The organism is Comamonas sp. A7-5, assembly GCF_039581385.1.
Taxonomy (GTDB): Bacteria; Pseudomonadota; Gammaproteobacteria; order Burkholderiales; family Burkholderiaceae_C; genus Comamonas; species Comamonas thiooxydans.
In genome coordinates this window covers 113780-128212 of sequence record NZ_JBCPWO010000010.1, presented here as the reverse complement: position 1 = coordinate 128212, position 14433 = coordinate 113780, and the positions used below count along the sequence as shown (strand labels likewise).

General features: G+C 55.8%; 13 protein-coding genes. 4 read left to right on the top strand and 9 right to left on the bottom strand.

What is annotated here, in order from left to right; translation table 11 throughout:
• Window positions 1–53: 53 nt before the first annotated feature.
• Window positions 54–557, top strand: a complete 504-nt coding sequence (locus tag AAIL67_RS17455) for a dihydrofolate reductase (RefSeq protein ID WP_343484462.1) — start codon at window positions 54–56, stop codon at window positions 555–557.
• 193 nt (window positions 558–750) lie between these two features.
• Window positions 751–1833: a metallophosphoesterase gene (locus tag AAIL67_RS17450; protein WP_012839153.1), complete on the top strand. Its 1083-nt coding sequence runs from the start codon at window positions 751–753 to the stop codon at window positions 1831–1833.
• A gap of 95 nt (window positions 1834–1928) precedes the next feature.
• Here AAIL67_RS17450 and AAIL67_RS17445 read toward each other — a convergent pair whose 3' ends face one another.
• From AAIL67_RS17445 to AAIL67_RS17405, 9 genes are all read right to left on the bottom strand, one after another.
• The gene (locus AAIL67_RS17445; protein ID WP_034359314.1) at window positions 1929–2135 is read right to left on the bottom strand and encodes a DUF333 domain-containing protein; all 207 of its coding nucleotides are present in this window, start codon (window positions 2133–2135) and stop codon (window positions 1929–1931) included.
• A gap of 162 nt (window positions 2136–2297) precedes the next feature.
• A complete protein-coding gene (locus AAIL67_RS17440) occupies window positions 2298–3725 on the bottom strand; it encodes a TolC family protein (RefSeq protein WP_080746896.1) in 1428 nt (475 codons plus the stop codon).
• Complete coding sequence (locus tag AAIL67_RS17435) at window positions 3713–5302, bottom strand: peptidase domain-containing ABC transporter (protein WP_343484468.1); 1590 nt, start codon at window positions 5300–5302, stop codon at window positions 3713–3715. The genes AAIL67_RS17440 and AAIL67_RS17435 overlap by 13 nt, the downstream gene beginning before the upstream one ends.
• Window positions 5303–5496: 194 nt before the next feature.
• Window positions 5497–5886, bottom strand: a complete 390-nt coding sequence (locus AAIL67_RS17430) for a cysteine peptidase family C39 domain-containing protein (RefSeq protein ID WP_343484461.1) — start codon at window positions 5884–5886, stop codon at window positions 5497–5499.
• A gap of 8 nt (window positions 5887–5894) precedes the next feature.
• Window positions 5895–7166 (bottom strand): HlyD family efflux transporter periplasmic adaptor subunit, encoded by a 1272-nt coding sequence (locus AAIL67_RS17425; RefSeq protein WP_343484460.1) that lies wholly within the window; start codon window positions 7164–7166, stop codon window positions 5895–5897.
• A 194-nt stretch (window positions 7167–7360) separates the two neighbouring features.
• Window positions 7361–8329, bottom strand: a complete 969-nt coding sequence (locus AAIL67_RS17420; RefSeq protein WP_343484459.1) for a cupin domain-containing protein — start codon at window positions 8327–8329, stop codon at window positions 7361–7363.
• Window positions 8330–9359: 1030 nt separating this feature from the next.
• Complete coding sequence (locus AAIL67_RS17415; RefSeq protein WP_144267725.1) at window positions 9360–9584, bottom strand: hypothetical protein; 225 nt, start codon at window positions 9582–9584, stop codon at window positions 9360–9362.
• A 449-nt stretch (window positions 9585–10033) separates the two neighbouring features.
• Window positions 10034–10258 (bottom strand): hypothetical protein, encoded by a 225-nt coding sequence (locus AAIL67_RS17410; RefSeq protein ID WP_087866335.1) that lies wholly within the window; start codon window positions 10256–10258, stop codon window positions 10034–10036.
• 534 nt (window positions 10259–10792) lie between these two features.
• Window positions 10793–11695: a LysR family transcriptional regulator gene (locus AAIL67_RS17405; protein WP_003063765.1), complete on the bottom strand. Its 903-nt coding sequence runs from the start codon at window positions 11693–11695 to the stop codon at window positions 10793–10795.
• Between the two features lie 191 nt (window positions 11696–11886).
• Between AAIL67_RS17405 and AAIL67_RS17400 the strand changes: the two genes are divergently transcribed.
• A complete protein-coding gene (locus AAIL67_RS17400; protein ID WP_343484458.1) occupies window positions 11887–12792 on the top strand; it encodes a tripartite tricarboxylate transporter substrate binding protein in 906 nt (301 codons plus the stop codon).
• An 11-nt stretch (window positions 12793–12803) separates the two neighbouring features.
• Entirely contained in the window at window positions 12804–14405 is a 1602-nt protein-coding gene (locus AAIL67_RS17395; RefSeq protein WP_343484457.1) for a sulfatase-like hydrolase/transferase, read from the top strand.
• Window positions 14406–14433 lie beyond the last annotated feature (28 nt).

Below are 14433 nucleotides of genomic sequence, written 5' to 3'. Positions count from 1 at the left end.
TCATATCTGAAGTCCATGAATAGCAAGCGCCAGCAGCTTCTTTATTGATAGCTATGGCCATTCAACTCATTTACGCCCGCGCAGCCAACGGCGTCATCGGCAAGGACAACACCATGCCCTGGCATCTGCCCGAAGACATGGCGCATTTCAAGGAACTGACCCGGGGCTGCGCCGTCATCATGGGCCGCAAGACCTGGGACTCGCTGCCGCCGCGCTTTCGTCCCCTGCCGGGCCGCAGCAATATCGTCGTCACCCGCCAGGCCGACTGGCAAGCCGAGCCGGCATCCGATCAGGTCCTGCGCGCTGCCAGCCTGTCAGAAGCGCTGGAGCTGGGCCGCAAGCTCTCGCAAGACGTCTGGGTCATCGGCGGCGCGCAGATCTATGCCCAGGCCCTGTCACTGGCCGATGCCGTGGAAGTGACCGAAATCGGCCGCGACTTCGAAGGCGATGCCTTTGCCCCCGAGCTGGGCGAGCAGTGGCAAGCCGTGAGCCGCAGCGAGCATGTCTCCGCCAATGGCCTGCCCTACTGCTTTGTGCGCTTCGAGCGCCGGGGCTGACCCTTGTCTCGTGCCGTGCGGGATCGCATCGGCACGGGGCGGCCAGCAGTCCGGCAAGAGACAAAACTCTCTTGCCTTCGCGGTGTTGCATTGCAACAATTGTCAGCTTCATTGCATGACTGCCGTATGACAATGGCAAGGCAGCCTGCTGCAGCCTGAGCCCTCCAAACCCGCAAGCCTATCGCCCTTCATCATGAGCCTAGTCCAGCCCCTGCCTCCTGGCGCCCTCGATATCGTCGGCGATATCCACGGCGAATACGCCGCGCTGGTGCAATTGCTGGGCCATCTGGGCTACGACCTGCAGGGCAATCACCCCGAAGGACGGCGACTGGTGTTTGTCGGCGACTTCTGCGACCGCGGGCCGGACAGCCCTTCCGTGCTCGCGCTGGTCGGCGCCATGCTGGCCTCGGGCACGGCCCATGCGGTGCTGGGCAACCACGAAATCAATCTGCTGCGCGAAGATGCCAAGGATGGCTCGGGCTGGTTCTTCGATAGCCGCATCGACTCCGATCAGCCCAAGTACGCGCCTTTTGCACGCATGCCGGCCGAGCAGATTCCCGCCATGCTCGAGCGGCTCGGCCAGTTGCCGATCGCACTGGAGCGTGAGGATCTGCGCATTGTTCACGCCGCCTGGAGGCCCGAACAGATCGCCATGATTCGCCAACTGCCCAGCGGCAGCGCACGCGCCGCCTACGACCACTTCGAGACAATTGCCGAAGAACAGTCCGTCGCTCAATGCGTGGCCGAACGCATGCGCCAGGAAGAACTGAGCTGGCCCTACAGCCTGGAAGACTATCGCCACGAGCCACCCTTTTTGCAAGCGCACAGCGAGAACGAACTCAACAAGGCCATGGTCAACCCTTTGAAGGTGCTGACGGCCGGCGTGGAGCGCGAATGCCGCAACCCCTTTTACGCGGGCGGCAAATGGCGTTTTGTCGAACGCGTGGGCTGGTGGAATGAATATGAAGAAGCGCCCGCCGTCATCGTCGGCCACTATTGGCGCCGCCTGCGCCCGGCTGACGCACCGGCGCATGGCTCGCAGTTTGAAAACCTGTTTGGCGCAACGCCCCCGCTGTCATGGCACGGCCTGCGCGGCAATGTGTTCTGCGTGGACTATTCGGTGGGCGCCCGCTGGCTAGACCGCCTGCGCGGCGACAACCCTGTGCAGCGCAGCAAGCTCGCCGCCATGCGCTGGCCCGAGCGCGTACTGGTCTTTGACGACGGCACTCAGGCCATATCGGAAAATTTCGAGCACTCCGTGGTGCTGCGCGATTGAAGCCAGCTTCCACGCCTGCCAGGCCTCGCGGCATCAAGGCAGCTCTGGCCTGAGCAGCGCCTTGCCACTGCCTGAATTCAGGTCTGGGCCTAGACCTATTTCGCGGGCGGCTGCCGCGCGTGCTGCACCCATTCCTCAAAAGCAGAGCCGTCAGGCAGCACGCAGGTATTTCGATCAGCATCCGCCCCCTTCTCGGTGCGCAGCACGCCGCCCTGCTTTTTGCAGTTGGCTTCCGAGGGGTTGCCAAAATTGACCGAGACCGACTGCGCGCAGCCACCGGCTGCCGCCACGACGATCATCATCCCTGCCAGGCTTGAAGCATGTTTCATGGGTTCAATGTAGCAAACCCCTGCACGCCGGCCTATGCGCATTGGGCTTCAGACCCGCGAAGAACGAAGTCTCTCGAGAGATCATGGCGGACAGCCTTGCCGGCAACAGATCTTTATTGTGTGTGACCCGCAGAGTCATTCGTCGCCCAAGTCCCAGAATCCCAGGCGGCCAAGACTGCCTGCCAAACTCAAGCGATTCACCTGCCAACTCCGTGTAACTTCGATATGTTGCTCTTGCGCGCTTGCATAGGCGCTCATGGCATTGAGTACATCGGTCATGCTGCCCACGCCTGCTAGGTATCGACCTTGCATGATCTCTAAGGACTTCATCGATTGCTGGACTAATTGTGTCGTGTGTGAAAGATTCTCAGTTTCCATCTTCAAACTCGCGTGCTGCGTCCACACATCCGTTGATACTTGCAACCGATGTGTATCCAGAGCCGCAATCTGAATGGCCGCTTGCGCTTGCGCTTCTTGTACTTGGTAAGTTTTCTCGAAACCGTGAAATATTGGGATGCTCAATTGCAGCCCTATCGTGCTTTCCTTGCGGTTGCTTTCAGCGCCTACGCTGCCTGTCATACGATTTTTTGCTTTATTCAGATTTCCCGTCAATGACAATGTCGGGCGACCCTGCGCCTTAACTTCAGCCACGGCCGCGTTAGCGGCAGCCACGCGCGCTTGTGCAGCTACCAGTACCGGATGTTTTTGCTGCGCCACCGCAATCAATTCATCCACATGCTCAACGTAACGATGAGTTTGCAAATTCGTCTCGTCGACTATGACGGGCACAGGATCACTCGCGCTCAGCCCCATTCTTAAGGCCAGAACTCCTTGAGAGCTGACTAATGCGCCTTGTTCGCGCGACCGTCGCAGATTTGCTTGGGTGTAGGCAGTCTGTGCTTGATAGCGATCGGCCAATGCGGCGGCGCCGGCCTTATGCCTCTCGCTTGCCGCAACAAAGTGCTCTTTGGACATGGCTAAGACTTGCTCTGCCGCGGTTAAACGCCGATGCGCTGCTTGCACCGCAAAATACAGCTGAGCTGCGTCTAAAAATGCACGCTGCATTGCATCGTTTTGGTCGGCATTAGCGGCTGCAAGCAGCTCGCGCGCACCATCTAGTGCCGATTTCCTATGGCCTGAATCAAATAGAACCCAACTAAAACTAAGACCCCCCGATTGCGCCCGGCTGCTCGTTCGCATTGGGTCACGCTCATCCTCGTAGATCACCGAACGACCCGATGAATTTACGGACTGGCCATCGATACGTGGCAGGTATGCCGCACGTTTCCGGCCCAATTGAGCTAGACGCAGTTGCGCTCCGCTTAGCGCTTGCCGTAGGGTGGGGTCATGACAAAGGCTTCGTTCTATTGCTTCAGCAAGGGCGAGCGGGGTGGCTATTTTTCCGGTTCTGCTGCAAGAATCACGGTCAGCGTGTAACGTCTGTTCAAGCGCTAACTGGATTGGCTCAATCGCATTAGCTTTTGACCCCACGCCGTGGGCGGCAGAGATAGATGCAGAACAAGCGGTAGCAATCAAGAGGATGGGAACAGCTAATCGACGCAAGAAAGCTGCTCCTCGTACCGGTTCGATGATGGACTATGGCTATGCAGGTCTGCGACGCGGCCATTAGCGAGGACGATGACTCGGTCGGCGCTGGCGATTGTTTCAGGCCGATGGGCAACGATAATGCAGGTAATCTTCAATGCTCTCACGGCAGCATTGACTCGACGTTCGCAGTCGGTATCGAGATGGCTGGTCGCTTCGTCAAGGAAAAGTATCTTGGGTCGCTTGTACAAGGCACGAGCCAGCAGCAGTCGTTGCCGCTGCCCGCCCGACAGCGCGGCGCCCATATCACCGACCAGAGTGCTGTATCGCATAGGCATACATTCAATATCGTCGTGTAGGCCTGCAGTTTTTGCGCATTCCATAACCCAGACCATGTCGGAATCAGGAGAGAAAAAGCTGATGTTCTCGGCAAGAGTCCCGGCGAATAACACGTCATCTTGCATAACGCTGCCGGAAATGTCGCGCAATGCGCCAACTCCTAGTGCCGTAATTTCCTGCCCCGACACACGTATGCTGCCTTGGCCGATTGGCAGGATGCCAAGCAACACTTTGCACAAGGTGCTTTTCCCACCACCAGACGGTCCCACTATCGCTACGGATTCACCCTCTGCAATGGTGAAATCAACCCCGTCAAGCACCCAAGGTTCCTGGTCCGAGTAGCGGTACTTCAAACCTTTCACCTCGATATTTGCGCGTAAATTTACGATTGATTCGCGGTCCATTTGAATCGTCTCATCCTCTGGAGGATGAAGGGCAATATCGGCGAGGCGCTCGCTATGCAGGCGCAATATGAACAGCTCGAAAACACGATCTATTAAGCTACCAACACGACCGCTGAACTGTGACTTGTACGCATAAAAAGCCATCAACATGCCTACCGTGAACTCCCCGTCCATCACCATGGTGGCACCTAGCCAAACCACCACTAAGTTCTCAACTCCGAATAGCAGCGCATTGGCCTGCTGGTAAAAAAGTTGCAGCTTTTGAGATCGAATGCCTGCGTTCATCTGCTCAACGAATAGGCTCAACCAGGCTGAGCGTCGCAGATCAAGATGACGGAAAAGCTTGATTGCTTGGATACCCCGAATTGTTTCGAGGAAGTGGGTCTGCTGTCGAGCAGCATGGACGATTTGCTCCTCAGTAGCGTCGCGCAACGGGGTGTACCAGGCGCATCGAATCATGGCGTAGATCGTCATGGCACCGACTACCACCATTGCTAGCTGGGGGCTAAAGACAAACATCAGCGTAACTGTCGTGATTGCCATCAGCCCGTCCAGAATGACGGACAGGAAGCTTGCAGTAAGGGTCTGCTGGATTTGATCGGCTGATCCGAATCGCGCGACCAAATCGCCCAAGTGCCTTTTCTCAAAATATTGGCTGGGCAATCTCAAAAGATGGCTAAAGACGTTGGTTCGCCATTGAACGCTAAATAGCGTGCTCATATGAATCATGGCCCAAGCGCGGGCGCTGCCGAGCACGATCTGCAAGATGAGCAGTGCCGAGAACGCTAGCACTAGCGTGTTAAGCAAGCCGCGGTCATCGCTGACAATTACATTGTCGATGGTCCATTGCATTAAAAAAGGGCCAACGAGGGTGAATGCCTGCAACGCGCAGCCCAAGACCAGAATCTGGCCTAGCGAGCGTCGTAACCCGCTAATCTTCCCCATCAAACCAAGCAGCCGTATCCGGGGCTTAGCTTCTTTTTTCTGAAAGTCTGCGGACGGCCACAGTTCCAAGGCTATTCCTGTGAATTTCTTGGAAAAATCACTCAATGCCATGCGCCGGGCGCCGGGCGCCGGGCGCCGCAGGCTGGATCATGGATGTCCACGTGCCGGCCATTAACGGATTTGACGACAACAAAATGATCAAATTCCCAATGAACTAGGCAAGGTAACGACAAATTTTCTAGCTCATTCAACTCCAGTCGAAGAGCTCGCGTACCTAGTTTCAATTGCTGGGCTATTTGCATAATCTGCGCCAGAGTCATGCCTTTGAGCGACACACTGAAGCGCTGGCGTAATTCCGTCACATCTGCGCGGTATCCGTGGTAGCTGGCGATCATGGCTAGGCAAACCAGCCCGCACTCAGCCGCTTCCGTTTGTATAACCACAGGAAGGCGTCGGCCAAAGCCCAACGCGAGCGCATCGAATCCGTACATATCTTCTCCTACACCCGGCCCGTAAGACTGAACAACGGCTCAAGCACCCACTCATAGAGACGTCGCTTGTCCTGCATGATGTCTGCGTCCAAGTGCATGCCACTTTGCAGGGGGCGTGGCTGGCCATAAGCTAAGACGTCCTGTGCCGACAGCCCAACGCGTAGGCGATAGAGCTGCTCGGTACTGCTGTCCATGCCGTGAATTCCGTTTACGGTGCGAGCAAGCTCTGCCGGTGGAATGCTGGAGCGCGAGATCGACAGGACTTGTCCCTTATAGATGCCGAACTTTTGGTATGGGTACGCTTGATAGCGAATATTGACCGCATCACCTGATTTAATGAAACCGATGGACTTGCTGGGTGCGTACAGTTCCGCCTCCAACTGAGTGTTTGACGGCACAATGCTCACCAGCGGTAGCCCACTGTCAACGCTGTGTCCGACTTCGGCAAAGGCCGCAGTCGCAACTCCGGCCTCGGGTGCACGGATGAGCACGGTTCTTCGCGCTTCGCTTTCAGCAAGTTCCTGCTTAACGGCGGAAATCAGACGATCTGTTGCGGCCAACTGATTAGCCTGCCGCAGATCCAATCCCGATAGTTCGTTGCTTCTCTCTACGCGTTGCTGGTCTAGCGCGGCAAGTTCTCGTTCCAAGCCTTGAAGCACCTTCATCTGTGCGAGGTGGTCCGCCTGGCGCTGCTGAAATTGGTCGGTAAAGATGTAGCCTTTTTCGACTAAGCCCTGGTAACGCTGCGAAGCATCTTTGGTGATGTGAACCAATTGTCGCTGACTGACGATCTGGGCCTCCAGCGCTTTAGATTCCCGCGATATGCTGGCTAATTTTCTGACCAAGGTGTCGCGCTCATCGGCATGCAATTTTCGAGCTTTTTCTAGTTCGCCAGTCAGTAGGTCGCGGCGGTCCGTGAGATGGCTGCTGATTTCCGCTTGCACCGGAGACGCGTTGGCATCGTAGCGTTCGCTGGAAATCTTATATAGCGGAGCACCGCGGGCTACCGTCATGCCCTCAGAGACGTATTTTTCTAGAATGACGCCCGCCTGCAGCGCGTAGACTTTCATCTGTCCGCCCACAGGCACCAATTGACCTTTTACCGTTGTCCGTTTGGTATAGGACCCCAGTATCAGTATTGCAAACAGCGTGACGGTCACGGTGCCTGCGAGAGTGACAAGCATCGTGAACGATAATGGCCGGGTCAGAATGATCTTTCCTAACCACGGCACAACCTCGGCAGAAGATGCCTCTTTTCGATAAAAATCGACTGGAGCCATACCCGTCACCGATTAGAAGACGGGTTCCAAGACATCTTGGCGGCAAAGCTCAGTGACAAGTGATCGAATCTTTTTAGGTGCGATGGCTTGGTGCTGTGACAACAATTCACCGACTGTAATTCCCGGCGTATGAGCAATTGACTGAATTACTGAAAGACTTGATTCGTCGAAATCTACTCGGGTTCCGTTTGCAATTAGGTATTTTTATCCATACCATGCAATGCAATCGCGCACAATCGCAGGCGCTGCTCGTCGGGCAGGGTGGTATCGCCTGGACTGCCCAGAGTCTCAATAGCTAACGACGAGTCGAGGCGGGCAGCCGCTAAATGCTCATCCTGAAACCTCCGGTAATTGTCGGAGTTGGCTAAAAAGGCTGCGATGTGGCTAGCCATTGCCTGGATGGTGTCTTGACTCTGGTCCCACTCAGAAAGAGGTTTCCGAAGTTCCACATACGACTTGGCCTGTTCGACGGCCCATGCCAGGTAATTGTGGGCAAGTGGCGGGAACGTACCAACCGATAGGTGAAATGTCGGCTCGCCAAGGGGAAGAGGGTTGTGCCACCAGCCACGAGGCAGATAAAACACATCACCCGCTTCAAGCACGAAATCCATACAAGGCTGGTCCGGGCAAGGGTAGGCGTGCTCGTAATCCTTGCTCTGCTGAGTGTAGATTGGGTAGGGCAGCGATGGTTCGTAAACAGTCCAGCGCTTGCGGCCAATTAATTGGATTGCAAATACATCACGGGTGTCCCAGTGTGCGCGGAAGGAATCTCGTGTACCGAAAGCAGCGTAGATGCTACTAACCACTTGCTGCCCCGTAAACCGACAAATCTGTTTTGCAAGCGAGTCAATGAGTGGTTCATTCTTGATTTTATTGGCGATTAGAGTGGATCCATCACGCAGATAGTCGTACACCACGGGTTTGATAAGGCGGTGTCGAAGAACGCCAATGTCCATGTACGGCTCCACATACAGGGACTTATCCACCGGCCCTCCATGTGAGAGTTTGAAGTCTTTAGACAAGACATCACAGCGTCCGAAAACTTCGTTTGCAGCTTGCCAGGTAATCAAAGAGGGGGAAACTGCGCCACGGATTAGCAGCGGCTTTACCCCAAAATAATTCTCCTGAAAATCTGAAGAGGAAATGCCAAGCTCTAAATTCATATTACTAAGATATTTTATATATTCTTCAAACCGTGTAGCAAATAATATGTTTGCTACACGTCAACCATTAATACAGTTGATTATTGATAATTAGTTCCGCTATAGTCAGTACCCGCTTCGTCTAGCATTTTTTGTCCGGCGCCAGTGGCCAGTCCTACGTTGGACCCGACGACAGAATTTAAAACCATATTGGCCGCAAACTGCGTCACGGTCGTAGCAGCAGGCCCAGTGACAAAGCCAACAGCTGCGCCACCTGCGACAGCGAGGGCTAGGCCCCCCACGACCCCGTCCCGGAAACTGCGGAATGGGTTGTATATGTCACACCCGCCCCTATAGCATTTACGACGGCTCCAGCGGGGCCAAATCCACCGCTAACAACTTCGCAATCACGTAATGTAAGTTCTCTCATTGCAGTCCTTTTAAAACAAAAGCCGCTTCTCGGCCATGGCTGAGGCATAAGCTGAAGTACATGTCATAAACAACACAACTAATTGGTTCGGTTTTTTATCCCAATCTTTTTTCCATAACTTCCTTATTAGTTGGTAGGCGCCGTACAGCGTGGAAAAAACCACGAACATAGAAACGCCTACTACTAGCATGTTTTCCCAGGTTCCGGTAACCCAGGTGATACCCATAAAATTCATCGCTTCCCTCCCAATTTTGGAAAATCCGTAACGCCAAAATCAGCAAGAATCAAACTTAATGCAAATAAGAATGATTCTTTTTAATTTAGCATTGAAAGTGAAAAGTCGGAAATTTCATGCAGAAACTGAGGGGTAGTCGACTGAACCAGTGCGGTATGGCGGTTTATTCGGAGGCTACTGTGCCGTTGGGACTGGCTGGCCAGTAAATATTCCGATTTAACAGTGCTGTTGAGTAGCCCGCCAAGCAAGCCGGTACCGCTACCAATGGTGGCACCAATATATGTCGTAGCCCCCGTCACTGCACCAATGCCAGCCCCCACAGGGCCGAAGCCGCCGCTTACCACTTCACAGTCCTGTATTGTTAGCTCTCTCATAATAATTCCATTTCAACTAAATATCCATTTTTCGGCCCAACGGCCTATAACAACCGATACTGCAAGAGTCAGTGTGAAAAAACCGACGTTGAGTTCCTTTTTTCTATTTTTCTTTTGCATTTTCCCAAGTAATTGATAACCTCCAAAAATAATAAAGAAAACTATTAGCGTGATAGAAAGTGTTACTAGGAAGTGAGAGGTGGTACCTAAATGCCATTTCGCGCCAAGAAAATCCATTTATTTACTCCTTCAAGATACCGGCAAATAGGCTGCTGTGAATGTAGGGTATATTCATAGTTTCTTTATCTATTGGCCGTTTAAAAGCAAGCGCCGTCAGTGACTTTTGACTGGCAAGACGAGCAAGGTGCTCGAAACGAGGAACAGACTGCACATCTATAGGCGAGATCAGCCACTCTCAGATCATTGCCGACACGCACGGATTAGCGATATTTTCCGGTGAGATTCTGAGGAAGGCTGCAGCAGGATTGTCTAAGATCAGAGCTTGCTGAGCGAGAACGACTGCTCCACTAGATATGTATCCGGCTTCTATGAACTCCTTCTTAATTCCTAGCCTTGGAAAAACTCCGAACCATTTATGACGGGGTGAACTATGCCAAACGTTCACCAATGCTAGGGGTTCGCAGCTTGAGCTGCTTTTGCAAGTTAGTTCTCTCACACATTTCCTTTCAAAATAATAACCACTTCTCAGCCATGGACGAGGCAAAACCGGAAGTAGATGTCATAAATATAAAAACTAATAGGTTTGGTTTTTTATCCCAATCTTTTTTCCATAACTTCCTTATTAGTTGGTAGGCACCGTACTGCGCGAAATAAACCACGAACCAGGCAACACCCACTACTAGCATGTTTTCCCAGGTTCCGGTAACCCAGGTGGCACCCATAAAATTCATCGCTTCCCTCCCAATTTTGGAAAATCCGTAACGCCAAAATCAGCAAGAATCAAGATTAACGCAAATAATAATGATTCTTTTTTAAATCCAGCATTAAAGTGAAAATTCGGAAATTTCCTAAAGGAACTGGCGGAGTAATCGACTGACCAGTGCGGTATGGCGGCTTATTCGGAGGCTACTGTGCCGTTCAGCACAAGTTGACTATGCAGCCGCCGCCGTCGTGAGAAGTGGCCCCATTCCTTTGAACAACTCAACCCTGTTGCTAAGCGAGATCCTCAGGGTTATGCCGCCTGCATTTGTGCAAACGGCAATGCTGCAAAGTACGCCTCATCAGGGGTAGCCCGGTTGTGCGCCTGATGGGTGGCTGGAGAGGTGTCCAGCTCGCGTGAGTTTCGCAGCGGGGAAACATGCCCGAACTCACCATTTGCGTGCAAAGCATTGATGCGCCAGATACCTATTCTGGTGTACTCCCACTCCTGCATCTGCGGCCCTCGCTATCGACCAGGGCCCCTCTATCCTTCGTCTTTAGCTGTTTTAGCTGTGAAAGAACTGCTTGAGCCTTTCATAGAGGAAATCATTGAGCAACTTGATGCGCCGGGGCGTGTGTTCGCGCTGGGGAATGAAAACATGCACGTCCAGACGAGGGCCGCTGTAGCCAAGGGGGAGCTCTACCAGCGCTCCGCTGGCTATGAGAGGTCGCGCAAAGTAATCTGTCAGTTGGCCGATACCTGCCCCCTGCAGCACGAGCTGCCGCTGTACGGCAGGGTCCTGCGTGATGAAGGAGAACGGTGGCTCCAGCATCGTCTGCCGGCGCGCCGATTGAAAGGTCCAGGGCCAGATGCGGTTGGTGCGTGGGTGCCTCAGGCCGATGCAGCAGTGCTGCAGCAGTTCCTGCGGGCTCTTGGGTGTCCCCTTGGCAGCCAGATAGGCAGGCGCGGCGCAGAGCATGTGAGTGAAGCGCCCGACTCTGCGCGCGACCAGCGATACGTTGAGCAGTGGCCCGCCGATCACACCGATATCCATACCCAGGTCCACCGTGTCGGGCCAGGGGTTCTGTGTCACGAGTTCGATGCGGATATCGGGATAGCTTTCATTGAACTGTGCCAGCAGTGGCGCCACCAGCAACTGCCCGAGACTCAGGCTTGAGGCCACCTTGATCGAGCCGGTGATGCCGCTTGCGCGGTCGCGCAATTCGCGCTCGCCCTGATCGATCGACTGAAGGCCGACGCGGCAACGCTCATAGAACACACGGCCGTCTTCCGTCAATGCCATGCGGCGGGTGGAGCGGTGGAACAGGCGCACGCCCAACCACGATTCGAGCTGTGATATTTGCAGACTCACAGCCTGTGGCGTCAGGTGCAGCGATTGCGCGGCACGGCTGAAATTCTCTGCCTCAGCCACGTTCATGAATGTGGTGATGAGTCTAAGCCTGTCCATGGATTTACAAATTCTGCTTGAAGCTATTTCAATCTCTCACCCACTGTGACAGCAAGCGGGCGCTAAGTAAAGTTTGGCAAACATTCAAAATCGCCGGAGACACACAGATGCCCCACCTGCTTGGACAACTATTACTTCCCCTTTGCCTCGGCCTCGGCGGGGCAGCTTGGGGCGCGGCCGCGCAAACCGGCATGCCCACACATCCGGACAGGCCCATCACCTTGGTCGTCTCGTTCCCGCCAGGAGGGGCTCCCGACCAGATAGCGCGCCTGTTGGCGCCCCAGCTTCAAGCGCGCTGGAAAAATCCCGTCATCGTGGTGAACAGGGCGGGAGCGTCGGGCAACCTGGGCAACGACTCCGTAGCCCGCGCCGAGGCCGACGGCCACACCCTGCTGGTGACACCGAATACCTTCACCATGGTCCCTCACGTGCTGCCGGCGGGCGGGCAGCATGCCGATGTCGTCAAGGACTACACTCCGATCGCTCTGCTCTCATCAGCCTCCATGCTGATGCTCGCCAACCCCAGACTCGGTGCAAAAACGGCGGGCGATGTGGCCCGGATAGCGAAGACACAGCCCGACCTGGGCTACGCCACCTCGGGCAATGGGTCTCCCATGCATATAGTGGGCGAGCTGTTCAATAAGGTAGCTCGCGTGCAATTGCGCCATGTGCCCTACAAAGGCACGACACCGGCGATCAACGACGTGCTGGGCAGCCATGTAATGCTGACCTTCCTCGGCATGCCTGTTGCCAAGCCCCTGATCGATGCGGGACGCCTGGTACCGCTGGCCGTGGCAGACAAAGCCCGCAGCTCTTTTCTGCCCAGCTTGCCAACCATGCACGAACAAGGCTTTGCAGGGGTGGAGGTCGACATTTCCTTCGGCGTCTATGGCCCCCGCAACATGGACCCGGCGCTGGCTGACGATATCAACAAAACCTTGCGCGAGATTCTGGCCAAGCCCGAGGTCGAAGCCCAGTTCAGAAACCTGTACCAGAGCGTGGAAAACCAGCCACGCAGCGCTTTCGCCGAAAAGACCCGCGCCGACTACAAGCGCTACGGCAAGCTTGTGAAAGAACTTGGCATCACTGCCGACTGAAAGCCGGCCTCATGACGAACAAGACTCCCAACGTGCTGCTGATCGTCACCGACCAGCAGCGTGCCGACCACCTGGGCTGCGCGGGCAACACGCTGCTGAGGACGCCGAACATCGACCGCCTGGCCCGCACCGGCGTACGCGCCAGTAACTTCCATGCGGCCAGCACCACCTGCATGTCCAATCGCGCCACGCTGATGACCGGACGGCTGCCATCGCTGCATGGCGTGGTGCACAACGGCATCAGTCTCTCGCGCGATCACACTACCTTTGTGGAACTGCTGCGCGCAGGAGGCTATGCCACGGCACTCATAGGCAAGTCTCACCTGCAGTCTTTTGGCTATGACGGCCCGGCACGCCGTCGCTGGAGCCAGGGTGACCAAGGTGTCGCGCCGCCGCTCGATCTACTGGACGCACGAAAGCGCCAGCGTGACGGCGACGGGTATTTGAACGAATGGACGCCCGATTGGCGCAGTGGCAAGCGCATTGCGGTGACCACCCCTTACTACGGTTTCGAACATGTGGAGCTGGCTACGTTCCACGGCGACCAGGTTGAAGGTGACTATGCCCGCTGGCTGGCCCAGCGCCATCCGGCTCCCGACAGTCTGCGCGGCCGTGCCAACGCCCTGCCTTCACCAGGCTACAGCGCGCCGCAGGCATGGCGCACGGCCATACCCGAGGCGCTGTATCCCTCGACCTGGGTGGGGGAGCGCGGCTGCAACTGGCTCAGAAAACATGTGCAGGGCTCACCCGGCAAGCCGTTCTTTCTCAACCTGTCCTTTCCTGATCCGCACCATCCATTCACTCCTCCGGGACGGTTCTGGGATATGTACCAGCCTGAGGACATGCCATTGCCGCCCAGCTTCGGCAAGCCCGGCAACTCTCAACTGCTGGTCGACGTTCATCGCTACACCAGAGAGGGAGGCTCCCGCGAGGGTTACGGCGCCTACGCCGTAACCAGCCGTGAATGCCAGGAAACGCTGGCCCTGACCTACGGCATGGTCAGCATGATCGACGAGCAGGTCGGGCAGTTACTCCAGACTCTTCAGGAGTTGGGCATAGAGGACGACACGGTCATCATCTTCACCAGCGACCACGGCGACATGATGGGCGACCATGGCATCGTGCTCAAGGGCGCCATGCATTTCAGTGGGCTCACGCGCGTACCCTTCATCTGGAAGGACCCATGCAGCCGGGCCGCTCCTCCAGTCCTGGAGCTGCCATCCGGAACCATCGACATTGCCAAGACCGTGCTGGCGCGCTGCGGGCTCGCCCCCTACAACGGGATCCAGGGACTCAATCTGCTGCCCTGGCTGGACGGGCAATCGCAAACAGTCCCATCGCGCCCTGGTGTCATTGTCGAAAGCGAGCCCGTGGTGCTGCCGCACGGAAGAACGCGCCGCTACCGCCTTCGCAGCCTCGTCAGCGAAGAATGGCGCCTGACCTTGAGCAACTTGCCCGAGCTGTGCGAGCTCTACGACCTGCACGCCGATCCGCTCGAGCAACACAACCTGTGGCATGAGCGCGCTGCCGAGCGCGGACAGTTGTGTATGCAGTTGCTGATGGAGCTCAGCGAACAGGCTGATTGCTCGCCACTGCCGACGGCTATCGCCTGAGGTACGTGCGGAAGTTGGACCGCAATCC